The organism is Longirhabdus pacifica (assembly GCF_004115085.1).
Classification (GTDB): domain Bacteria; phylum Bacillota; class Bacilli; order Paenibacillales; family DSM-105158; genus Longirhabdus; species Longirhabdus pacifica.
Window position 1 is genome coordinate 117,650 of the sequence record NZ_QXJP01000007.1, and the last position, 21,546, is coordinate 139,195.

28 protein-coding genes and 1 tRNA gene are annotated in these 21,546 nt (G+C 35.8%); 6 read left to right on the top strand and 23 right to left on the bottom strand.

Annotated features, from left to right (window positions below; all coding sequences use genetic code 11):
* Position 1 precedes the first annotated feature (1 nt).
* The 3 genes from gnd to D1Z92_RS07515 form a co-directional block, all read right to left on the bottom strand.
* A complete protein-coding gene (gene gnd / locus D1Z92_RS07505; RefSeq protein WP_128895043.1) occupies positions 2-1,417 on the bottom strand; it encodes an NADP-dependent phosphogluconate dehydrogenase in 1,416 nt (471 codons plus the stop codon).
* Between the two features lie 191 nt (positions 1,418-1,608).
* Positions 1,609-2,199, bottom strand: a complete 591-nt coding sequence (locus D1Z92_RS07510) for a YkzI domain-containing protein (RefSeq protein ID WP_128895044.1) — start codon at positions 2,197-2,199, stop codon at positions 1,609-1,611.
* A gap of 243 nt (positions 2,200-2,442) precedes the next feature.
* Positions 2,443-3,342 carry a stalk domain-containing protein gene (locus D1Z92_RS07515; protein WP_164931498.1) on the bottom strand — a complete coding sequence of 300 codons (900 nt, stop codon included), beginning with the start codon at positions 3,340-3,342 and terminating at the stop codon, positions 2,443-2,445.
* 85 nt (positions 3,343-3,427) lie between these two features.
* On the opposite strand from D1Z92_RS07515, the gene D1Z92_RS07520 reads away from it, so the two are divergent.
* The gene (locus D1Z92_RS07520) at positions 3,428-4,057 is read left to right on the top strand and encodes a DUF1054 domain-containing protein (protein ID WP_128895046.1); all 630 of its coding nucleotides are present in this window, start codon (positions 3,428-3,430) and stop codon (positions 4,055-4,057) included.
* Between the two features lie 213 nt (positions 4,058-4,270).
* Here the strand turns inward: D1Z92_RS07520 and D1Z92_RS07525 are convergent, their stop codons facing one another.
* Positions 4,271-5,446, bottom strand: a complete 1,176-nt coding sequence (locus D1Z92_RS07525; protein ID WP_128895047.1) for an MFS transporter — start codon at positions 5,444-5,446, stop codon at positions 4,271-4,273.
* Between the two features lie 220 nt (positions 5,447-5,666).
* On the opposite strand from D1Z92_RS07525, the gene D1Z92_RS07530 reads away from it, so the two are divergent.
* Positions 5,667-7,136 carry an aminotransferase class I/II-fold pyridoxal phosphate-dependent enzyme gene (locus D1Z92_RS07530; protein ID WP_128895048.1) on the top strand — a complete coding sequence of 490 codons (1,470 nt, stop codon included), beginning with the start codon at positions 5,667-5,669 and terminating at the stop codon, positions 7,134-7,136.
* Between the two features lie 173 nt (positions 7,137-7,309).
* Here D1Z92_RS07530 and D1Z92_RS07535 read toward each other — a convergent pair whose 3' ends face one another.
* On the bottom strand, positions 7,310-7,600 hold the full coding sequence (locus tag D1Z92_RS07535) for a DUF3055 domain-containing protein (RefSeq protein WP_128895049.1): 291 nt from the start codon (positions 7,598-7,600) through the stop codon (positions 7,310-7,312).
* A 212-nt stretch (positions 7,601-7,812) separates the two neighbouring features.
* On the opposite strand from D1Z92_RS07535, the gene D1Z92_RS07540 reads away from it, so the two are divergent.
* A complete protein-coding gene (locus D1Z92_RS07540) occupies positions 7,813-8,274 on the top strand; it encodes a DUF1885 family protein (protein WP_128895050.1) in 462 nt (153 codons plus the stop codon).
* 98 nt (positions 8,275-8,372) lie between these two features.
* Here the strand turns inward: D1Z92_RS07540 and D1Z92_RS07545 are convergent, their stop codons facing one another.
* From D1Z92_RS07545 to kapB, 6 genes are all read right to left on the bottom strand, one after another.
* Positions 8,373-8,651, bottom strand: a complete 279-nt coding sequence (locus tag D1Z92_RS07545; protein WP_128895051.1) for a DUF1292 domain-containing protein — start codon at positions 8,649-8,651, stop codon at positions 8,373-8,375.
* 21 nt (positions 8,652-8,672) lie between these two features.
* The gene (locus D1Z92_RS07550) at positions 8,673-9,260 is read right to left on the bottom strand and encodes a hypothetical protein (RefSeq protein ID WP_128895052.1); all 588 of its coding nucleotides are present in this window, start codon (positions 9,258-9,260) and stop codon (positions 8,673-8,675) included.
* A gap of 194 nt (positions 9,261-9,454) precedes the next feature.
* On the bottom strand, positions 9,455-9,685 hold the full coding sequence (locus D1Z92_RS07555) for a DUF3892 domain-containing protein (RefSeq protein ID WP_240666609.1): 231 nt from the start codon (positions 9,683-9,685) through the stop codon (positions 9,455-9,457).
* An 83-nt stretch (positions 9,686-9,768) separates the two neighbouring features.
* Complete coding sequence (locus D1Z92_RS07560; protein ID WP_128895054.1) at positions 9,769-10,212, bottom strand: GNAT family N-acetyltransferase; 444 nt, start codon at positions 10,210-10,212, stop codon at positions 9,769-9,771.
* An 18-nt stretch (positions 10,213-10,230) separates the two neighbouring features.
* On the bottom strand, positions 10,231-11,370 hold the full coding sequence (locus tag D1Z92_RS07565; protein WP_128895055.1) for a virulence factor: 1,140 nt from the start codon (positions 11,368-11,370) through the stop codon (positions 10,231-10,233).
* A gap of 10 nt (positions 11,371-11,380) precedes the next feature.
* The gene (kapB, locus tag D1Z92_RS07570; protein WP_240666617.1) at positions 11,381-11,749 is read right to left on the bottom strand and encodes a sporulation phosphorelay system protein KapB; all 369 of its coding nucleotides are present in this window, start codon (positions 11,747-11,749) and stop codon (positions 11,381-11,383) included.
* A 209-nt stretch (positions 11,750-11,958) separates the two neighbouring features.
* On the opposite strand from kapB, the gene ytxJ reads away from it, so the two are divergent.
* A complete protein-coding gene (ytxJ, locus tag D1Z92_RS07575; RefSeq protein WP_240666610.1) occupies positions 11,959-12,300 on the top strand; it encodes a bacillithiol system redox-active protein YtxJ in 342 nt (113 codons plus the stop codon).
* A gap of 91 nt (positions 12,301-12,391) precedes the next feature.
* On the opposite strand, the gene D1Z92_RS07580 is transcribed toward ytxJ, so the two are convergent.
* The 7 genes from D1Z92_RS07580 to D1Z92_RS07610 form a co-directional block, all read right to left on the bottom strand.
* Positions 12,392-12,775, bottom strand: a complete 384-nt coding sequence (locus D1Z92_RS07580; RefSeq protein ID WP_128895058.1) for a hypothetical protein — start codon at positions 12,773-12,775, stop codon at positions 12,392-12,394.
* A gap of 130 nt (positions 12,776-12,905) precedes the next feature.
* Positions 12,906-13,103, bottom strand: a complete 198-nt coding sequence (locus tag D1Z92_RS07585; protein WP_128895059.1) for a hypothetical protein — start codon at positions 13,101-13,103, stop codon at positions 12,906-12,908.
* A 15-nt stretch (positions 13,104-13,118) separates the two neighbouring features.
* Positions 13,119-13,880, bottom strand: a complete 762-nt coding sequence (locus D1Z92_RS07590; RefSeq protein WP_128895060.1) for an HAD family hydrolase — start codon at positions 13,878-13,880, stop codon at positions 13,119-13,121.
* A gap of 98 nt (positions 13,881-13,978) precedes the next feature.
* Positions 13,979-14,704 (bottom strand): N-acetylmuramoyl-L-alanine amidase family protein, encoded by a 726-nt coding sequence (locus tag D1Z92_RS07595; RefSeq protein ID WP_164931499.1) that lies wholly within the window; start codon positions 14,702-14,704, stop codon positions 13,979-13,981.
* 142 nt (positions 14,705-14,846) lie between these two features.
* Complete coding sequence (locus tag D1Z92_RS07600) at positions 14,847-15,035, bottom strand: hypothetical protein (RefSeq protein WP_128895062.1); 189 nt, start codon at positions 15,033-15,035, stop codon at positions 14,847-14,849.
* 116 nt (positions 15,036-15,151) lie between these two features.
* Positions 15,152-16,081 (bottom strand): MerR family transcriptional regulator, encoded by a 930-nt coding sequence (locus D1Z92_RS07605; RefSeq protein ID WP_164931500.1) that lies wholly within the window; start codon positions 16,079-16,081, stop codon positions 15,152-15,154.
* Positions 16,082-16,170: 89 nt separating this feature from the next.
* Complete coding sequence (locus D1Z92_RS07610) at positions 16,171-16,983, bottom strand: DUF1295 domain-containing protein (protein WP_164931501.1); 813 nt, start codon at positions 16,981-16,983, stop codon at positions 16,171-16,173.
* A 163-nt stretch (positions 16,984-17,146) separates the two neighbouring features.
* Between D1Z92_RS07610 and D1Z92_RS07615 the strand changes: the two genes are divergently transcribed.
* On the top strand, positions 17,147-17,992 hold the full coding sequence (locus tag D1Z92_RS07615) for a DegV family protein (protein ID WP_164931502.1): 846 nt from the start codon (positions 17,147-17,149) through the stop codon (positions 17,990-17,992).
* Positions 17,993-18,286: 294 nt separating this feature from the next.
* Here D1Z92_RS07615 and D1Z92_RS07620 read toward each other — a convergent pair whose 3' ends face one another.
* The 5 genes from D1Z92_RS07620 to D1Z92_RS07640 form a co-directional block, all read right to left on the bottom strand.
* Positions 18,287-18,757 (bottom strand): hypothetical protein, encoded by a 471-nt coding sequence (locus D1Z92_RS07620; protein ID WP_128895066.1) that lies wholly within the window; start codon positions 18,755-18,757, stop codon positions 18,287-18,289.
* A 354-nt stretch (positions 18,758-19,111) separates the two neighbouring features.
* On the bottom strand, positions 19,112-19,936 hold the full coding sequence (locus D1Z92_RS07625; RefSeq protein ID WP_128895067.1) for a DUF1259 domain-containing protein: 825 nt from the start codon (positions 19,934-19,936) through the stop codon (positions 19,112-19,114).
* Between the two features lie 213 nt (positions 19,937-20,149).
* Positions 20,150-20,222 (bottom strand) — tRNA-Val (locus tag D1Z92_RS07630).
* A 43-nt stretch (positions 20,223-20,265) separates the two neighbouring features.
* Positions 20,266-20,604: a YolD-like family protein gene (locus D1Z92_RS07635; RefSeq protein WP_128895068.1), complete on the bottom strand. Its 339-nt coding sequence runs from the start codon at positions 20,602-20,604 to the stop codon at positions 20,266-20,268.
* A 15-nt stretch (positions 20,605-20,619) separates the two neighbouring features.
* The gene (locus tag D1Z92_RS07640) at positions 20,620-20,829 is read right to left on the bottom strand and encodes a hypothetical protein (RefSeq protein ID WP_128895069.1); all 210 of its coding nucleotides are present in this window, start codon (positions 20,827-20,829) and stop codon (positions 20,620-20,622) included.
* 223 nt (positions 20,830-21,052) lie between these two features.
* Here D1Z92_RS07640 and D1Z92_RS07645 point away from each other — a divergent pair, with 223 nt between their 5' ends.
* A complete protein-coding gene (locus D1Z92_RS07645) occupies positions 21,053-21,448 on the top strand; it encodes a hotdog fold thioesterase (RefSeq protein WP_128895070.1) in 396 nt (131 codons plus the stop codon).
* Positions 21,449-21,546 lie beyond the last annotated feature (98 nt).

The window sequence follows — 21,546 nt, forward strand, 5'->3', positions numbered from 1 at the left end:
CTTACTCTGTTTCAAACCACTGATAGTGGAATGAACCTTCTTTGTCAAGGCGTTGAAATGTATGTGCACCAAAGTAATCACGTTGCGCTTGTAATAAGTTAGCTGGAAGCCTTTCTGTACGATAGCTATCGTAATACGCTAATGCGCTAGAGAAAGCAGGTACTGGTATACCATAAGCCACAGCTGTTTGTATGACGTTTCTCCATGCTTCTTGATAGTCATGTACAACCTTTTTGAAATAATCGTCTAGTAATAAATTCGTTAACGCTGGATCTTTATCATACGCGTCTTTTATGTTTTGCAAAAATCTTGCACGTATGATACAACCACCTCTAAAAATCATCGCAATTTTGCCGTACTGCAAATCCCAACCATAGTGTTCGGATGCAGCTTTCATCTGTGCAAAACCTTGTGCATAAGAACAAATTTTACTTGCGTACAATGCTTTGCGAATTTGCTCAATAAAGACTTCCTTATCCCCTTCAAATGAAGAAGTGTTTGGGCCCACCAATTGTTTACTTGCAAGAACACGTTCTTCTTTCAATGCTGACAAACAACGAGAGAAGACGGATTCCGTGATGATAGATAAAGGTACTCCAAGATCTAAGGCACTTTGACTTGTCCATTTTCCAGTACCTTTCTGCCCAGCAGTGTCCAGAATAACATCCACCATCGGTTTATTCGTTTCTGAATCTACCTTCGTAAAAATATCTGCTGTAATTTCAATTAAATAACTATCCAGTTCACCTTTATTCCACTCATCAAATATCTCGTGTAATTGTTGAGCATCTAATCCTAAAGCATGACTCAGTAAGTGGTATGCTTCGGATATTAACTGCATATCCCCGTATTCAATTCCGTTATGTACCATTTTGACATAATGACCTGCTCCATCTGGACCAATATATGTACTGCAAGCATCTCCGTTTACTTTAGCTGATATCGCGGTTAGTATAGGTTCAACTAAATCGTAAGCACTTTTTTGTCCTCCTGGCATAATAGATGGGCCCTTGAGTGCTCCTTCTTCTCCTCCTGAAACACCAGTACCGATAAAGCGGAATCCTTTTTGTTCTAAATATTCACTTCTTCGTTGCGTATCTGTAAATAATGCGTTACCACCATCTATAATAATATCCCCTTGATCTAAATGAGGAATAAGTTGCTCAATCGTTGCATCTGTTGGATTCCCAGCTTTGACCATAATAAAGATTTTGCGTGGAACTTCCAATGATTGCACAAATTCTTCTACACTATACGTTGGTTTTACCTGCTTATCCGCATGCTCTGCCATCATTTCTTCCGTTTTTTGTGAACTTCTGTTATATACCGAAACAGAATATCCCCGACTTTCTATGTTTAAAGCTAGGTTTTTACCCATAACAGCTAGACCAATAACACCTATTTGTTGTTTGTCCATTAAATTGTTCTCCACCTTATCTATTTGTTTTATATCTAATACATCATATTTTACAGAGTTTTTCATGTTTATTCAAATTTTTTATATCGTAAAATGGTAACATGAAGTAAGGCGGGGATCAACCCACCCTACTTCAAAAAACGATGAATAGTCTACTTTCAAGTATACCTTGAAATCTCATCATCCGTCATTTAAAATAATTCCATTGTAAACATCTCATGCTGAAGTGCTTTTAATTTTTGTTTGCATTGTTCTATTAGCGTAAGTTCATTGCGCTCTAGGTACTTATGAAGTAATAACAATTGTTCGTCTATTTCTAAATAAATAAACTTTATCCTCTCTTGTATGCGGTTACACTGCCAAGCTTGTAATACATCATTCATCGTGACAACAGCTTTCTTTTCCTTGTTAAGGGAAACATCACTAATTTTGACCGTACGAATGACTTCACCGAACAATATGTTGTCTATTTTCACTTGATGCTCGTGAAAACGTTTGACAATCGCGTGCCCTTTTGAATCCTCAATTAATTTTTCCACCATCTTCGCCAATGTGTTATCTTTAAAGCTATAGTTACCATCCATTTTATACTGATGTTCTTTGCGTTTAAATTTAAGCTTTGTGATGACTTTTGTCTTTACAATAATTAAGGAAAATTCATCATCTGTTTCGTTCCAATATACTGTATATTTGTCATCCATTAATGCTGCAATAAATTGATGGATTCGCCGGCGATCGAAGTAAATCTCGACATTGCTATATTCCACTTCATATGGAAACACCGCAACTCCTCCTTGATAACAATATATAACTGAATAGTTTGAAAATTTAATCATTACTCTAGCCTGACCTATTCACTTGTATAAAAGCTGTCCACCATTATCAATATTATCTCAGTTAAACCTATCTTATACTTAATGTTATCAAATAGCAACTTTATTTTATTTGAAAAATGGAAAAGAAAAACTGCAAAAGCAGCTCTTCTTTTCCATTTATTTTTGCATTACATTATTGTTCACTGATCTTTAATCATCATCGTCATCGTCATCATCGTCGTACATATCTTTTGTAGATACTACGCTAGCATAATAAGTACCGCTGCTATACTGCTTTATTTTTAGTTTTTTAACTTTAAATTCTCCCTGAGTCTCGTATACCATGTAATAAATATCATCAGCATAACTATGAGGGTAATAGAAATACGTGTTAGACGATTTCTTTTTCTTCAATGCTGTTCTAATTTTACTTTTTGTAACTCCTGTCATTACTGGATCGCTAACTGTGTTAGCAGATGGATATACATAATTACTGTTGTTAAAATAATCTCCAAATTCACTTGCTTCAATATATTTTTGTCCTGTGTATTCTTCCTTATAGAATGTCTCTGGCGTAAAGTTTTTCAAGTTCATTTTTTCGACATCCATATAACGGAAATACATCGTTCCTTTATATTCATTTCCTACAACACTATATTCTTCATTTTTGAATTCATATTCGTAAATCATTACGTCTTCCAAACGGATTTCTTCTCTTGCAATCGTAGTTCCATTCTCATTTGGCTTATAATTATTAGCGTAGCCTTGTTCACTGGAATTGTTACTATTAGAGCCCGTATTGTTGTTGTTATTGTTTGATGTGGAAGTGTTGGTCCATTGATTTGAAGTAATCTTAATCGTTGTTGCGCTATTAACCACTTCAGCACGGATACCGAATACTCGATTCAATTCTGATACTGGTAAGTAAGTTTCTCCATTGTATTCAATTGGTGCTGAATTTAATTGCACTTCTTCGTTATTGATTGTTAATTTAATATTGGAACTTAAATACGCTTTAATCGATTCTCTTGCATCTTCTGCCCATACTCCAGTGGTAAAACTGAGCAACAGCGCAAAACAACTAAACAAAATAAACGTTTTCTTTTTCACTTTTCTTCCTCCCATGTTTTTATACAAAATATCTCCCCAGTGGTATACTATAAAAGTGCTAAGTTAAGCGGAAGGGAGACTTACAATGAATTTCGAAGGTTTTACAGCAGATGATTTTGCCACTTTTTCAATTGACGGATTAGAGCAGCGAATGGAAGCCATTCGCGGTAGAATTCAACCAAAATTTAAAATCATAGGTGATTCATTAAGCACTTCATTATCAGTGCTCACTGGCAATGAGATGTATGTTCATATTGCACAACATGCAAGGAGAACAAAAAATCCACCAAATGATACATGGTTAGCTCTTTCTCACAACAAACGCGGTTATAAAATGCACCCCCATTTTCAAGTTGGGCTATTCGACGATCATGTGTTTATTTGGTTAGCATATATTTATGAACTTCCAAATAAAAAAGAGATTGCACAGCACTTCCTACATTCCATCGATGAAATCCAGGCGCTTTTACCAGAACAGTATGTGATATCGATGGATCATACGAAAAAAGGAGCTCAGTCGATAGCAAACATGTCTCTCCAACAATCACTGGAGAGGTTTTCTAATGTAAAAAAAGCAGAGTTGCTTATCGGAAAGCAAATTTTTAAAGACGACCCTCTTTTAAATGATGGAACAAAGTTCTTGAATACGATAGAGGATACATTTTCCACTTTACTTCCATTATATACGATGAGTATGAGAATAAATATTGTATAATGGATGATTCATAAAAAAATATCATCTTATTTATATTTTATCGGATTCAAGTATAAAATAATGAAGAGATAGGAAAGAATTAATCCACTTTCAACCATAAAAATACAAACAAAAAGGACAACCAAAGGTAAGATACCTTGATTGTCCTTTATTTTGTTTTGCAGCTAGTATCACGATATCATTGCTGCATGACCGGTAAATAGGATAGTACCTTCAAGCTGCAGCTTGAAGCGTATCTAATTTCTCATATTTACGATATTGCAATACAATCAATACTGCTGTTATGGTAATAACACCAAATACAATAAATGGAAGATTAGCCTTCCAATCAAATAGTAGCGTTCCTAGAACAGGGCCTACGATTCTGCCCAAACTATCCATAGAGGAACTCAATCCCGTTGCCACACCATATTCTACTTTTGTTTTCTTCGTAATAAGCGAAGTAATACATGGTCTCAACAACGCATTCCCTGCACCAAACACACATAAATACAACCCAGCAGTAAACACATTATTGGACAATAGAATCAAGAAAAAGCCTGATGCAGTCAATATTAAACCGAGCATAATAAACTGACTTTCCTTGCCAGGTTTAATTCTTCTTACAATACCCCCTTGAATCAATGCACCTAGTAATCCACTAGCTCCTAACATGATACCAACTTGTGCAGGAGTCGCTCCGATTTTAACGATTTGATAAAACTGAAAAGTGGCCTCAACGCCAGCTAAAGTGAAAGAAACGACAAACCCTAAAATGTACAAATACTTCATCGGTCCAGCTACTGCAGCACCGTAACGCTGTCTTTTCGACTGCTTCCCTTTTTCTTCTTTCTCTTTCTTTTGTTTCACTGGTTCCTTAATATAGGCCAGTACAAAGAAAAATAAAAGAACGGTTAAAATAGATGAAGCATAGAAAGGAAAAGCATAACTAATAGTACTAAGTAATCCACCAATAGGAGGTCCAAATACAAAACCTAAACCGATGGACATCCCTACAAGTCCCATTCCTCTTGTTCGCGTCTCATCTGTTGTGATATCTGCCACATAGGCGACAGCACAAGCAATGACCGCTCCCGAAAATAAACCACCTAAAATGCGTGAAAGGTACATCAATGTCAAACTATCAAGTCCGATTGCAAAAACATAAAAACTAATACTAAATCCTATAGTACCAATCAGTAAAATAGGTTTTCGTCCGTATTTATCTGATAAACCACCCCAGATAGGGGACATTATAAACGATGCAGCAGAGTATAGGGCTAACATCAATCCCAAATGTATAGAATTATTACCTTCTAAAATTTCTGGTACGAGAGGAATGATGATCCCAAATCCTAAAAACATAGTGATAAGTAAAACCATGATCGTACCCATTTGTTTCATGTTCATTGATTAACATTTCCTCCTGAAAAATAAATATGGTGTAAACTTTACTTTTTTTTAACTTATGATTTCATTTTAGTAATGAAAATAAAACATTTTTTTGGTATACTCAAGCATGATTATGCAACATGATTAGACATTTTTAATAAATATTAAACAATATGTTAAACCATGATTAAAACATAATACTATAACCTATCTGATACCAAAAGGAGCACTAAAGAAAATGAATCATCAACGGACACCTTTATTCACTGCACTTATCGATCACGCTGAGAAGAAACCTTTGCAATTCCATATTCCTGGACATAAATCAGGGACAGCTATGTCGAATGAATTCAAGCACTTTATTGGCGATAACACACTTAGCATAGATCTTATAAATATAGCACCTCTTGATGATTTACACCAGCCAACAAATGTGATCAAAGAAGCACAATTATTAGCTGCCGATGCTTTCGGGTCAGACCACACCTTTTTTTCTGTACAAGGAACAAGTGGAGCTATTATGACCATGGTTTTGTCTACATGCAAACCAGGAGATAAAATTATTGTACCAAGAAATGTACATAAATCTATAATGACCGCTATTATTTTTGCAGGTGCCAAGCCCGTCTTCATTTCACCTGTAATGGATGAAACTTTAGGTATATCCCACGGGATTAGTACGGACTCTGTTACTAAAGCGCTGACGCTACATCCAGATGCAAAAGCGTTATTAGTCATTAATCCAACTTACTATGGTGTTAGTACGAACTTAAAAGAAGTCGTGGATATTGCTCATAGCTACGATATACCTGTGTTAGTAGATGAAGCACACGGAGCTCACATTCATTTTCACGATGATCTCCCTATGTCTGCTATGCAAGCCGGAGCAGATTTATCTGCGACTAGTGTTCATAAGCTCGGTGGATCACTAACGCAAAGTTCCATTTTAAACGTAAAAGGGAACAGAGTAGATGCAGGCAAAGTCCAGTCGATACTTAGTATGCTGACGACAACTTCCACTTCCTATATTTTATTAAGTTCACTCGACTGCGCTAGAAAACAATTAGCGATACACGGTTATGACATGGCTGAAAAATCGATTGAATTAGCCGAATACGCTAGACAAAAAATAAATAATATTGATGGTTTATATTGCTTTGGCAGTGAGATTTTAGATGACAATGCAGCGTATGCTTATGATCCAACTAAGATCACCATTCATGTCAGTAAGCTTGGAATAACGGGACACGAAGTTGAGGTTTTCTTACGAGATGAGCACAACATCGAAGTTGAATTAAGCGATATGTACAATATATTATGTATTATAACCGCTGGGGACACGTTCGAAACTATTGATGCATTAGTACAAGCAATACAAACTTGTGTAAGTAAGGTCGGTAACGATGATGCAATGACTCAAATCTCATTAAAAACACCAGATACTCCACAGCTTTCTCTCACGCCACGCGATGCATTTTATGCAGAGACGGAACTTATTCCACTAAAAGAAGCTGCTGGAAGAATCATGGCTGAGTTTATAATGATTTATCCACCCGGTATCCCTATTGTTATTCCGGGGGAAGTCATATCACAGACGAATATTGATTACGTCATAGAACATATCGAGGCAGGATATCCTGTACAAGGACCTGAAGATAAGACGATTGAGAACGTAAAAGTAATCGTTGAAAAGTCTGCTATAACTTAACTTAAGTCATAACTTGATCCATCATATGAGCCTTAAATTAAACCCAATCTAAACGATAATTCGGTTCAAATCTTAAATATAATTTAACCAAATCTAACTAAAATAAAAAATAAAGCAGCAATACATGTTTCTGTAGATAACATGTATTGCTGCTTTATCATATGACTGTACCATTAATATTGATCTTGAAATTCTATCATTGGTAGACGTTTTTGCAACAAAATAGATAATTCCTTTGCTTCTTGTTTCGTTTGCGTATTAAACGTTTTTTGTAAATAATCTACATTGGATAAATCCTCGGCACTAAGGAGCGCAGACTTGCCTGTTTGCATACATACCACTAGCGGCTTTCCAAAAAATTGTTCTGTAAAGACGATAGCAATATCGTATCTAGCAACTTCTGAAGCAAATCCTACAAAGTGCACCTGACAATTTTCATTTAAAGTATATAACCGATCAAACATAACACTCCTCCTTTAGCTTACAAAGTTATAAAGAGAATAATGCAATGCGTGTCTTTGTATAAAGATATTATATCATGAATGAATATGTCCTACTACTGTTACGTTGTGATTGTCATAAAGAAGACAAAAGGTGCAAAAATAAGATTTGAATTGTCACCGATGTATGATCATGCTATTATATGGTAGGAAGAAGTAAAAAGGTAGGTGGGATCATGAGTCAAAGCGCTTATATTAAATTGGTTAAAGGATCTTCTGTTTCATCTGTAAGTATAAATGAATTGCGAGACTTACTAGAACATTATCAAAATCAATTAGTGACCACTGGAAAACAATTGGGTTGGAGTTATGAAAACGCTTCATTTCCTTATACATTTGAAACTAGCCCTGAAGGCGGGGAAGATTGGTTTTATTTGCGCGGTAAAAACGATCAATACTACAGCATATTATTAGGTATTGGTTCAGAACAATTAAAGAAAGATACTGAAACCGAAAGCGAAAGTCATAATGAAGAAGAGACTTCTTTACAACATTACATTCATGTCGTATTGCCAAAAGGAAGTACGCACGGGGATAAAGCAAAAGCAAATGAAATTTGCAAACATCTCGGCAAAAAACTAAAAGCAGAACTACATTTATTCAATGGAAGAATTTTATACTATAATCCTAGAAAATAGAATGGTTTAAAATAAAATCGCCTCTGACGTATGCAGAGGCGATTTTTGCATTTGCTTTCTTTGTAAATATGAAGATGCGAGTAAGTTATATTCATGTGTTAATGACGAGAAGATTCAGATGCGAGTTGAAAATATTTTTCTGATACTCCACTCCACTCCGTCTCATCAGTCACTTCCACTAATAATTCTCCCTCAGGCTTTTTCTCAATACGAAGTAACATAGCTCCAGCTTCAATATTTTCTTCTTCTAGTAAGACAGCATAATAGTTTCCGTTAAATTTGAATACTTCTGCAATAAAAAATTGCACTACATTCCCTTTTTGATCTGGAATAGAGACCATTATACATTCATTTTCATTCGTTTGTACATTATACATTAAATCCCCCCAAACAGTTTGTTACTTTTCTACAGAATGAACAATACGTTGAGAAACTAAGTAATATTCATCATCACCTGCCTTTTTCATATAGATATTAACAGCATATTTCCCTGTTTCTTCAAAAGACAAAGAAATGTTGGAGATGTTGAACCACATGCTCCCTTTCACTCCTGCACCGAGATTAGATACCTGCTCTTCCTTCTCAAAGACGACAGTGCCACTTGGATTTTCAATGGTGGCTTTTACACTATCTAGAGATAATTGTACACTATCTATATGCGTATTGATAATAAATTCGTAATTTCCTTTGTAAACATCACCAAATGGAAGCTTATCTGATGCATTTTGTAATGTGATATGCACATTCGGGTTGTATAGATAAGACTTCTCTTCTTGCTGATTCCAATCTGTTACACCGTTCGTGCTATTTTGAATGTCGCGTAATTTTACGTACGTATTATTCTCATAAATCCATCCGTCATAATCATCGCCATTTAAATTTACTTCAATTGGTTTTACATTGATAGATTGCAAGGTATCCACCGCATAAACAGAAGCTGCACCAACCAATCCAAGTATCAACATCACACCAAATACTTTTTTCATTATATCTTCCTCCACTATCGCGCATTATTTATAAGTTTATACTCCAGTATGACGCATTTGTTGCGTCTCCAAATAAAATTTATATTGTAAATACAGTAAAGAAACAAAAAAAGATGAATAACACACCTATATTTCTAACATATAGGAATATTACTCATCTTTATATACATTGCAATACAAATGCAAACTTTCGTTTAAAACAATGGGAGGTTATCCAAATTATTTGTCGGGTCTCCGTCCGCATTACCTCGAATATACATCAGACCGTTTTTCCCTTTAAATACATTCGCCCCAAGCACATTGCCGTTGTTTACTTCCTGCAGTGCCTGCTCATAATCTAAGTGTCTTCCGCCAGACGTTTGGAATGCAACAATGTCCCCATCTGCATTTTTTCTAACTGCGGAAAATGTTTCTCTATTTTGCAAGATAAATCCATCTCCTTTTACATGATTAAGAGTATTAATGTTACCCAAAAACATGAAAAAGATTCGGTATCACACTAATGTTATTAGACTAAAGATTTTTGCATACGTATATGTTCGATATTCGCATCGAGAAACACTTCTTCACTAACTGCTACGTACCCTAGTTTTTCATAAAATGTCCTTGCCTGACACTGTGCATCTAATATTGCTGCAGTGTAACCTAAATCTTTTGCAAGTTCCTCTAAGCCAACTAATAGAACTTTGCCTTTCCCGCTTCCTCTCCACGATTGTAATATCGCAATGCGTTGTAGCTTTGCGGTAGAAGCATCTTTATAGGAGATCAAACGACCGGTACCAACAGATTCACCACCCTGTTGAAGTAAAATATGATGAGCTTGTCCAAGCTGATCATATTCGTCGATTTCTAAATCTAATGCTACATGTTGTTCTTTTACGAACACTTCTTTTCGAATATGTAAGCACTCATTCAATGCTTCTTCTGTTTTTACTTGTATGATTTCTGTCATTATCCCACCACTTTTTATCTATTCGTTTTCATCATGACCTTGTCTTACTCTCGTCATTTGCTGCCACACTGTACCTGCAGCTTTTTCTCCACTTTCAATTCTTTGGATGGCCATCTGTATTTGTAATTTCACTTCGAATTCCGAATCATGCTGTGCTTTTTTCAGCGCATCTAATGCGGTCTCATCTCCTACTTCATATAAATACCTAGCAGCACGCCAACGCACTAATTTATTATCATCCGACAAACAAGCTGCCATCGGTTTTATAGCGTCTGGATCTGCAATATCAGAAAGTGTGTCTCCAGCTGTTCTCCTTACTACAGCAGAGCGATCTTGTAGCGCTTTATATAATAAAGGCAGTACCACTTTACCACCAATTTCTCCAAGATAAACAACCGCTAATCTTCTGACGGTCATTTTTTCATCCGCAAGTGCTTTCTCTATCACGGTTCTGTTTTCTAATGTAGGTTCCATTTGCTCCAGTGCTGCGTATCGTTTTCTCCAATCTGTGTCTTGGAAAATGTGCAATACCTCATCGACACTCATATGTTTTGTTATGATGTTGATTTCTTCCCCTGGCTTTATTTTTTGAGCTTGTGTTTGCAATGCAGTTAAACGCTCATCATCATAAGCAGCTTCTAGTTCTTCCAACACTTCTGATGCAATTTCTTTCAATTCACCATAGCGAACGCCATAGTCTTCCAGTGTTCTTTCCTTGATTAAATTAGGGGAAGCCATACCTGCATTCATCGCTGCATCTACAAATCTTGGTGCAAGAGACTCTCTTACTTCTTCCATTTCCGTTTTGACACGAATTTGCATCGGTATTTTGCGGAACGTTTGCACATATACATGGACTTCACCGAAATCATCTGTCATTTGTGCGTCGCTTTGCTCTCCACCATCTTGCTCTCCAAAAATTTGTTTTATTTGATTAAGGATGGACAACCAATCTGCATTGGCCACACGATCCACTGCAATAAAATCTGCTGTTTGAAAAACACTCTTCACTCCCTCAATATGAAGTAACTTCGTAATGTATGAAGGAGCTTTATCTATATGTTCTGTTGTATACGTTCTAGCTTTTGAAACCGATTCATCCATATTTAATTTCATCGTATTCGGACTCGGTGTAGGCTCGATAGAAAGTATATTCACTGGTTTCACCTCAATATTGTTTTTGCAAATCACTTAAATGATGTAATGACATTTGTGCCCATTTCACTAGGTGTTCCATACTGGCGATCTCTTTTTGCAAAGCTGCCTGAAGAGAAACATCATATGAAGGTATTTGTCCCATGTATTTTTTTATTTGTGCATTAGCCACTCGTGCTTTCTCTAAATAGGCAAGTGCTTTTCTCTGGTGAAACATCGCTACGTCTGTTTCGTACTGATGATGTAAGTCTCCTTGCTTAGGATGCTCTAATACGGCCAATATTTCTACAATAGCAGTACTTTCTCTTTTTTCCACTAACTTCGCAACATATACCCCACTCTTATAATTCACTTGAACAATGGAATCTGGAGATACATCCATCTTTTCCAAATCGGTTCCCTCCTTTATGTATAAAAATATGTATGTAAAAAGACATGAACGATTGAGAACATTTCTCTATTACCTTTTCATTGTATTACGCTTGCTCTGCTTCATGCAACTGTCCGCTACTTCAAAGTAGAATTATAAAAGGAAATATGATACAATTTGTGATTATATACGCAACATTCAATAAGGAGGAACCATTAGCCATGTGGAAAGAAATCACAAGTAAAGAACAATGGGAACAAGTTTTACAAGATTCCAAAGAACACTCTACCATTGTATTTAAACATAGTACGGCGTGTCCTATTAGTGCCCAAGCACTAAAGGAGTATGAGCAATTTCTATCAGAGAACCCTCCAACTCATGTACAGTATACATTAGTAAAAGTCATCGAAACCAGAGAAGTATCCAATCAAATTGCTGCTGATTTGGATGTGAAGCATGAATCTCCACAAGTCATATTATTAGAAAATCAAGAAGCAGCTTGGAACGATTCTCATCGACAAATTACCGTTTCTAACATACAATCCGCTTTAGTGGAAAAGTAAAATGATATAAAATACTATAAAAAAAGCCTTTTAGTGATGGTTCACATTATCCACTAGAAGGCTTCATTTTTTTGGAGTATACCATCCTATTTTAAATGAAGAATAAGAAAGGTACTGCGAAAAGCAGTGCTAAAGCTGCGAATGAAAAAAACGCTCTACCAGGATAACCATATCCCCCGTATCCACCATATCCTCCGTAACCACCATAACCGCCGTATCCGCCATATCCTCCGTATGTGGATATCGTCGCCTTCCCTTTTGCTTTTCTATTCATCTGAGAAAGTTGTTTTTTTGCCCTTTTTGCATTAGTAGATATTCTCCCTGGCCCACCAAATCCTTGAGAGATGTATAGTCCAGTTTGATTTATTTCATTTAATGTACCGTATACATAGCGCCCATCTTGCAGCACAGCACATACAGGTCTTCCTATATGAGGTTGACAACCACTGTATGAAATCGGGTAAATTTGATTCACTTATCCAAGCCTCCTCCTATCTAGTATATTACCGTGTTCTTTTATATCATATGTGCAACGTGGAGTTCGGCTTGGATTATTGACTATTTTAGTGAAAAGAAATTTGTGAATTTGCATTAACTGTATAAGACTATACGCTGTAGTCCACATAATTGCCTAGCGTTTTTTTGAATAGAGCATCCTGTTGCTTTTGCTGCTCTTCATCTACATTTCGCTGTTTACGATTATATGGAAATATCGGAGTAACTTTTGATATACGCCTCTGAGGAGTAATAGGATGATAAATGATGGGATGAGTATGGACAACATACTTTGCATCGATATACATAATCACACCTCCCGTTTACGAAGAGATTGATGCTGGTCGATGAGCTCCTGTTGTATGTTCTGTAATAATGGACACTGCCTGACGCAAGTTTTGAGATTGATAAAACCTATTCTGTTTTAAGTGGTCAATGTTAAACTTGTTATATTCCCACTCTTTTTCTGCTGGAATATGAATAGCATGTACGTTTGCTTTTAGTGCAGGCATAATATCGGTACGTTCAGAGTTACCGATCATCCATGTGTGATTTCTACTGACTTGGTTCCGATTTAAAATAGCATCAAAAACTTCATACGTTTTATGTTTTGTAACGTAAACCCGGTCCTGAAAATAAGAGCCCAATTGTAGTTGATTGATTTTATTTTTTTGAACTTCTTCGTCTCCACCCGTATACAAATACAAATGGTGACCTTCGTTTTGCAGTTGTTCTAATGACTGTGCCATTTGCGGATAAGGCTCTATTTGACGGTCATAAATAGAATATCCTAGTTCATGGAACATCTTTTTTCTACGATGACAAACGTCCTCACCATGTTGCTCTGCGAAATAAACATAGGTGTTCACAAGCGATTCAGGGAAACCTTCCTTTGTTAAACCTACTTGATGAATACCTTCCATGTCGATTTGTAACTGTTTGTCTAAAACATCTTGCTTTTTAAATGAAGACTCAGGAATGAGCTTATCTAGTTCTTCTGTAAATGTGTGAAGAATTTCCCTATAATATTTGTTGCAATGTACCAAGGTGTCATCTAAATCAAAAAATATATGCTGTTTTACCATCTACACTAGTCCACTCCCATGTTTTTATCTCTTTTCTATATTATATCATGAGGCACCCTATGTGATAAACCAGATTACGATTCTCGCTACTCATATTATTACTCATATAATATGAAATACTGTTCTACTGCCATTACTATCGCATCACTTAATTGGCTTTGCCCTTTATCAGTCGTTAACCATCGTCGATCGTGTTCACTACTAATAAAGCCGAGTTCTATAATGACGGCAGGAGCTTGAACGTAATTTAAAATATAATACGGTTTACCGACAACCGTGCGTCTTTGTTTATCATACACATCGTTTAATTGATGCTGAATAAGCACTGCTAAACGGTAGCTTTGCAGTGTTTTCCCTTTTTTTTGATATAAAACGATCGGTCCAGAAGCCTTAGATTGTGAAATATTGACGTGAATACTTAAAACCATTTGCGGGTTGATGTGATTAGCTAACTCCTTACGCTGCGCTAAATCTTTTCGATGTCTGGAAGGTATGCGAAGCCACTGATTGTCTTCGCTTAGTGCATAATCACCATCTCTATTCAATATAACATCATACCCGTTGCTACTTAGTTGATCATATAGTTTTTTACTTACTTGAAGGTTAATATGTTTTTCCTGAAAATGACGATAAACAGCACCGCCATCAACTCCACCATGTCCAACATCAATAAAAACCTGAGGCGATGGGTAAGCTTTGTTGGCTTTATGAGTATGATTGGTACTGGATTCATTTAAATACATGGGCACAGCATGAACGTTGTGAGATACAAAAAAGAAAAAAACAACAAGGGTGAGATACAACACAACATGAGGCTTATACATAAAGGCGCTTCCTCTCTGTAGGTAGTAGCTTGTCATGTAAAATCATTGAAATTTCTATATCAAGACCTTTACGCCTGGCTACTGAGGCGCAAACTTATATCTCATTATTTCTTTATTTAATATATATAAAACAAAAAACTTCTTAGCGAACAATAAATTCGTAAGAAGTTTTTGGGTAGTACTGATTATTAATTTTTACAAACTCTTCATCGTGTTTTTCTATTTTCCCTCCGTAATCAACGGTCATTCCATATCTGCAAATTTCCACCCTGTTTTGATCATTCATTGCTTTATCAAAATCTTGATCGACATGTAAAAGTTGTCTTTCCATTAGTTTCTTACACCTCCTATCATCTTCATGATAGCATGGTGAAAGTGTAAAAACTAATATTGATTTTGGATCATATCTTTCTCAGAAAGGCATGATAAGGCTTACATCACCCTACCTTACCTCTTATCGTTAAATTTAATATCAAGCGATGCATCCATGTTCTCAAAGCGTTCATTAAACCACTGCTCCCAATACGGTAAATCGTCTCTCAGAATCCAATGTTCCAATTGCGAATCTTTAGCATTTCTAAACCCTTTTCCCCCAAGAGCAAATTGCAAATGAGGAAACTGTTGATAAATATCTTTAATTGCATGAGCAACCTTGTTCAATGATTCTGATTTAGAAAGGGATACACATATACAATGAATTTCCTCCACCTTTAATAGAGAATGAAGTTCTTTCATTGGAGTATCTGGCCCAAGATATAAGACATGAGCTCCTTTTTTCCTTAGAAATAATACAAAGAACAACAGTCCTAATTGGTGTGTTTCTCCTTCTGGGCACAAAGCAATCATACGCGCACCATTCGGTTTTGGAGTAAATAAATCAATCAACTTGTATACACGTTGCAACAGAAACTGGGTGGCAAAGTGTTCCTGCATTATGTTGACTTTACCTTTTTCCCATTCATCCCCAATCCGATAGGCAACTGGCAAAAATAATTGATGAAACACACGTTCAAAATGATACAAAGAGTATGCAAACTCTACTACATCGTTTGCTTCAGCAATATTAAAATGAATTAAAGCCTCGTACAGTCGATTGCCAAGTTCTTCATACTGATGAGAGGTTGTGCTTGATTCCTCAGATAATGATTCATGCAACCCTCCCGATTGCTGCAGTAAATGAATCGCTTGCGATATCGTTATTCCCTTTTTATCCATTTGTGTTTTAAGCCAAACTAACTTTTCTATATCTTCATCTGAATATAAGCGGTGCCCGCCACTTGTTCGGCTAGAAGGCGCAAGTCCGTAGCGCCTTTCCCAAGCACGTAATGTCATGGCAGGTATGCCCACTTTTTCAGAAACGACCTTCATGCTATACATGTGGTCCATCTCTCTTTCTCATTATGTTGTTAAATCTAGTGAGATCATACTACTTCATTTACTCGTAACGTTTCACATACATTGTTCCATTATACATCTAATGGTGTGGGTGTACCTTTCTCTTTCTTAGGGAACCAAGGAATAAACACACTTGTTCTTTTTGCATAAGCTCTGAATTCAGGTTTTTGCATTGCTTTTTTCTCAAGCAGTCTTACTCCAGATACTTTAATTAATAAAAATGTCAGTGCAGCTGGTGCAAAAATGGCACTCCATCCTGAAGGAACACTAATGACGATGACGAATACCCCCCACCATAATAATGCTTCGCCAAAATAGTTAGGATGACGCGTATATTTCCAAAGACCTGTTGTCATGATTTTACCTTTATTCGCTGGATTTTTCTTGAATGCAGCAAGCTGTGCATCCCCTATCATTTCAAACAAAAATCCGGTTATCCAAAGTGCAATACCTACATAATCCAACACTCCTAAAGCAGTTCCTTCATCCCAAGCGTGTACGGCAATGATGGGATATGCTAAAATAGTCATAATAATACCCTGTCCTAAATACACTCTTACGTAACTTGTTAACTTTACACTCTTACCTTTAGCTAACCAACGCTTCCTCATCGCTGTATAACGATAGTCTTCACCCGTACCTCTGTTGCGTAAATACAAGTAACCTAATAGACGCAACCCCCAAATCGCTACCAAAACAGTCACAACGATTTGCCTAATATGATAATCTGCTGCTGTAAAAAGTAAAGCGGTTGCAATGACTACAAATCCACCACCCCATGCGATATCTACAACAGAAAGGTCATTCTTCCATTGTGCAATCAACCAAAATACAGTCATATATAGAAGAACACATAAAAAAGCGATTAAAAGAAAAGAAAGCAATACCATTCACTCCTTCATTATATTTGTTAGATTTTATTATACATATTTGTATAACTGTTGTACAGTTTTTTTCAGGTATTGTATAATTTTTATGTTCATGATAAAGTAAAATTAGTTTATGTTACTTGATGACGCTGCATCTAGTAGAGAGGAGAAAGTACAAATGACAAAGATTGCCTGGGTTACGGATAGCTCCGCCTATATTCCTGAGGACTTATTAGATCATAAAGATATATACGTAATTCCTTTAACCATTATTTTTGATCAAACATCATATCAAGACGGAGTAGATATTTCCAATGAGCAAATCTACGATATGATCGAAAAATCAAGTGAAATTCCAAAAACATCTCAACCTCCCCTTGCTGCTTTTATACAAATGTATGAGAAGTTACAGCAAGATTATGACGCTATTATTTCTATTCATTTATCTAGTGAATTTAGTGGAACTTATCAGTCTAGTTGTATTGCCGCAAAAATGACAGATTTCCCGATTGAAGTAGTGGATTCAAAAATTCTTTCTTATCCGATTACCCTGATGATTATGAAAGGGATGAAATTACACAAACAAGGATTATCGATTAAAGAAATTGCTGAAGTGCTTCGTTCTGAGCATCAAAATATGAATAACTACATTATTGTAGGAAATTTAAAACAGTTACAAAAAGGTGGGCGAATCAATAGTTTTCAACGGATGATAGGAAGTTTATTAAAAATATATCCGGTATTGCAAGTGTTAGAAGGAAAAGTACACATATTCGGGAAGTTGAGGACGAAAAAAAGAGCTGTAGCAGCTATCTTAGAACAGTTTTCTTCGGCCAGGGATCGTTTCCAAATCAGTAACATTCAAATATTGCATGCAGATGCGTTAGAGGAAGCCAATAAACTAAAGCAGCATATATTAAATATGTACAAAGATCTTCATATTCTTGTTGGCCCATTAAGTCCTACCATCGGTGTACACGGTGGAAAAGATAGCTTAGTACTGGCTTGGAGCATCGATTCTTAAGGTCAGACAACATTTTAATGATTGATTATCAACTGAAAATTTTCCAGGACTTTATGTTTACATTTCGTAAATTAAGTCTTGTAGATACAAAAAAGACCAAGGTGGTGGTTGCCCTAAAAGTGAAAGCATCTAGGAGGCGATACCGGCTTTTAAACCTTAGTCTTTTTCTTGTTATTTTCAAATTGTAAATTTTATATAGTCTATACATTCATATTGACTTTGTCACCTGTCACACGTTTGAGCCGATAAGTATCTTTATTTAACGATTACAGTTCTCATATCAGGGTAGCTCTTCTAATTGGCAGGCCATGAATCTACATATTCAACGACTTCATCTATATTATATAAATATAATACTTTTGTTGTAGTTGGGTATCCACTTCCATCATTAGGGAAAATAGTAAAAGTAAATTTAAAATATTCAATGCTTCTGGTATGATTATCACTATCAAACCAATAATAACGTCTATTGTAATTCTCATCGTCAAACCTACTGTAAACCAAATTATTTGATGCATTATAGCCTTGTACAGATACACTAAAATCATAACCAGGATCTGCGGCGTAATCATCAGGGTTCATGCCACTTCTTACCTGAGAACTACCATCTGTAAAATAAATAAATCGAGCTTCAAGTTGTACCTTTTGGTTATTATATGTTACTTCAGCTTTATTTATTGTATAATAACCAGTCTTAGCCTCCGCTGGTAATGTAAAGCCCAGCATCATACATAAACATACTAACCCTACTACTATTTTTTTCATCTTCATCCTTCTCCTTTTTCTATAAAAATTTATGATAATTTAAAATTTATACCATATTTTTAGTATAAATACCCTTATTATATAATTCAAGTCATTATTGTCATATCACTATATTGTCACTTTATTCCTAGTTATAATTTTATTTGTTAAATTATTAACATTTGTAGCTCACTTGGGTTAGCTTATGTATACTTCTTTCTGCAATATATTGATCCAAAGTACAATAAATACAACTCACCTTTTTTATATGGTTAACATAAAAATTCAGTTATAAAAAAAGAAGCTACTTAGCTTCTAGATCCTACTTTATTTCATTTCATTAAATTAGCAAGATTTTTACGGTGAATGAAAGTCTTAATGCAACTTTTGTATGCGTATCACTTCTGCAATTTTTCTCGCGAATACGAAGGCGTTTTCAACAGATTGTATATTTACATGTTGCAAGTTAGGTCTAGCAGTTTTATATGGAGTTATGATGGATCCAATCGTAATATTTCTCTTCCGTAAAGCTCTTACGAGTTTGGATGTATTCCTTGCAAGCACAGGAATTCGCCCTAAATTCAATGACTTATTGTTTTTATCTGGCCTTCCTGCATTTAAAACGATAGTAGTAGCATTGAAAGCATTTGTTGCATCTCGTCCTAAAATCGTTAGTGGTTTATTTTGAGTTTTAATGACGTTACAAAAACCATTAATTAAACCTAAACTATCTCCACCTATTATGTTTGCAAGACGATGGCATCGACGTGACGGTTTAGAAATTACTTGCTCTCCATTCCTGTTTAACGCCCTACGGAGTCTTTTGGCAAAATCTAATGGTCTGTCTAGTGCTTCTATGCGAACATAATTGAGTCCAGGTCTCACAAATATGAAAGGCGCACTAACAGTGGAAATAGGAATGTTCTGTTTTTGAAGCCTACTAATTATTCTATTTAAATCTCTATCGGATGAAGCTATCCTTCCAATAATGAGTGATCTTCCTGTTCTATCTGGTTTACCAATGTTTAAAAAAGAAGTATCGGTAACTGGAGCCCCTGTTGCTCTTCGACCAGATATGGTTAATGGAAAAGGATTAGAAGTAGCAACATCACAAAAACCTGCTGTCACTCCCAAGTTAGTCCACCCTAGTATAGTTGCTATTTTGCTACATACTTTTTTGAATTTTCTTTTTCTAATCACTTCTTCACCTTCTCTATGTTTAACAACAGCTTGCTTACTATATGTTGAATGTAATAGAAATGATTGTACGTATATCTAGTGATCAGAATACAAATTCTCGATTGGGCACCAAAATAGCACCAATTTAATAAATTTAATATTAGCGACTAATTCAATAAAATAAAACACAAAAAAAGCCTTGTACACCAAGGCTTCCAACTTATAATAGAAGTATGATCTGAGCAGGGTTCGAACCTGCGACCTCCACCCTGTCAAGATGGCGCTCTCCCTGCTGAGCTATCAGATCAATTTTATAGCAATATAAATTATAATCACTATTCAGTAATAAGTCAATGAATCTGTATAATTTCTTGAAAATGAATGCACTCTATTTCTTCGATGCATTTCATGTGAATAAGACGAGTGGTAGCATTAATCTTCATCACTACCCCTTCCAACACGGTATCATCCCCTAGCTCCTGAAATAGCGTCAACGTCACTTCTTTACCCGTCCACATCGATTCATACAGTGCAATACCGATCTGTTCCTGCTCTTCTTCACAAACTTCTGGTCTTTTTTTCACTTTACCTTTTCGCTGCTGCTGTAACAGCGCTTCTCTATGCTCTGGTAGCATCATTCGCGAAGCTTCCCAGCGAAGATTTTCACCTACAGTCAGTTTATTGTTCATTCATACGATTCTCCTTTACTTTATGCATTGATATTTCGCAGGTTGCCATGCTAATATATTACGAATTTGAAATGTTCTAGGTCCCTTGGCTCTATAACAATAAGCTTGAATCCATGTGCCATTCTCTTTAATGGCCTTAATGCGGATATAACGATGAGAAATTTCCTTATCACGATTTATATAAATAAGAGCAACGGTATCACCTACATATTTTTGTAAATACACCTTATCACCTCATTCAGTATATAAGAACAAATGTTTTAAGAACTTATGTTCTTATTATATGTCATAACTAAAAAAATATACACTGGAATTAGTTGCTATTTAAATGAAGATAGTATTATTTTTTTAGTCTGCCAATCCACTTAGGCATGCGAATTATGCTAAAATAAAACTAATCGTTAATTTAAATTGCAAATGTACACTTACATAAGGAGGACTTTATAATATGTCAGAAATTTTAAATTTTGATGATACACTCGTTCATCATCTTGGCATTGAAATTATTCAACTCAATGAAGAAGGGGTTGTAGCAACGATGCCGGTGGATAAAAGAACCATACAACCATTCGGTATTCTCCATGGTGGGGCTTCTGTAGCTTTAGCAGAATCTGTTGCAAGTATTGGTACGTATCATTTAATCGATCAAGAGAAACAAAATTGTGTTGGATTAGAAATCAACGCCAACCATCTTCGCGCTAAAAAAGTAGGCTCAAAAGTGAAAGCGATTGCAAAAACACTTCATAGAGGAAGAAAAACGATGGTTTGGGATATAAAAATTGTAGATGAAGAAGAGAAGTTAGTTTGTGTATCCCGCTGTACGATGGCTATTATAGATATTTAACATCATGCATACATTACTTTGCTGCTTTGCTTGTCATCACTCCTTAACTCAATAATCCCTCACCAAATGACAATGACCCGAATATCATATTTCATCCC

What these genes read in the sequence shown, in the direction of transcription:
- gnd (WP_128895043.1), bottom strand. Translation starts at nt 1,417, where the DNA reads ATGGACAAACAACAAATAGGTGTTATTGGTCTAGCTGTTATGGGTAAA.
- D1Z92_RS07520 (WP_128895046.1), top strand. Translation starts at nt 3,428, where the DNA reads ATGAATTTCGAAGGTTTTACAGCAGATGATTTTGCCACTTTTTCAATT.
- D1Z92_RS07525 (WP_128895047.1), bottom strand. Translation starts at nt 5,446, where the DNA reads ATGAACATGAAACAAATGGGTACGATCATGGTTTTACTTATCACTATG.
- D1Z92_RS07530 (WP_128895048.1), top strand. Translation starts at nt 5,667, where the DNA reads ATGAATCATCAACGGACACCTTTATTCACTGCACTTATCGATCACGCT.
- D1Z92_RS07535 (WP_128895049.1), bottom strand. Translation starts at nt 7,600, where the DNA reads ATGTTTGATCGGTTATATACTTTAAATGAAAATTGTCAGGTGCACTTT.
- D1Z92_RS07540 (WP_128895050.1), top strand. Translation starts at nt 7,813, where the DNA reads ATGAGTCAAAGCGCTTATATTAAATTGGTTAAAGGATCTTCTGTTTCA.
- D1Z92_RS07545 (WP_128895051.1), bottom strand. Translation starts at nt 8,651, where the DNA reads ATGTATAATGTACAAACGAATGAAAATGAATGTATAATGGTCTCTATT.
- D1Z92_RS07550 (WP_128895052.1), bottom strand. Translation starts at nt 9,260, where the DNA reads ATGAAAAAAGTATTTGGTGTGATGTTGATACTTGGATTGGTTGGTGCA.
- D1Z92_RS07560 (WP_128895054.1), bottom strand. Translation starts at nt 10,212, where the DNA reads ATGACAGAAATCATACAAGTAAAAACAGAAGAAGCATTGAATGAGTGC.
- kapB (WP_240666617.1), bottom strand. Translation starts at nt 11,749, where the DNA reads ATGGATGTATCTCCAGATTCCATTGTTCAAGTGAATTATAAGAGTGGG.
- ytxJ (WP_240666610.1), top strand. Translation starts at nt 11,959, where the DNA reads ATGTGGAAAGAAATCACAAGTAAAGAACAATGGGAACAAGTTTTACAA.
- D1Z92_RS07585 (WP_128895059.1), bottom strand. Translation starts at nt 13,103, where the DNA reads ATGTATATCGATGCAAAGTATGTTGTCCATACTCATCCCATCATTTAT.
- D1Z92_RS07590 (WP_128895060.1), bottom strand. Translation starts at nt 13,880, where the DNA reads ATGGTAAAACAGCATATATTTTTTGATTTAGATGACACCTTGGTACAT.
- D1Z92_RS07595 (WP_164931499.1), bottom strand. Translation starts at nt 14,704, where the DNA reads ATGTATAAGCCTCATGTTGTGTTGTATCTCACCCTTGTTGTTTTTTTC.
- D1Z92_RS07600 (WP_128895062.1), bottom strand. Translation starts at nt 15,035, where the DNA reads ATGGAAAGACAACTTTTACATGTCGATCAAGATTTTGATAAAGCAATG.
- D1Z92_RS07605 (WP_164931500.1), bottom strand. Translation starts at nt 16,081, where the DNA reads ATGTATAGCATGAAGGTCGTTTCTGAAAAAGTGGGCATACCTGCCATG.
- D1Z92_RS07615 (WP_164931502.1), top strand. Translation starts at nt 17,147, where the DNA reads ATGACAAAGATTGCCTGGGTTACGGATAGCTCCGCCTATATTCCTGAG.
- D1Z92_RS07620 (WP_128895066.1), bottom strand. Translation starts at nt 18,757, where the DNA reads ATGAAAAAAATAGTAGTAGGGTTAGTATGTTTATGTATGATGCTGGGC.
- D1Z92_RS07635 (WP_128895068.1), bottom strand. Translation starts at nt 20,604, where the DNA reads ATGAACAATAAACTGACTGTAGGTGAAAATCTTCGCTGGGAAGCTTCG.
- D1Z92_RS07645 (WP_128895070.1), top strand. Translation starts at nt 21,053, where the DNA reads ATGTCAGAAATTTTAAATTTTGATGATACACTCGTTCATCATCTTGGC.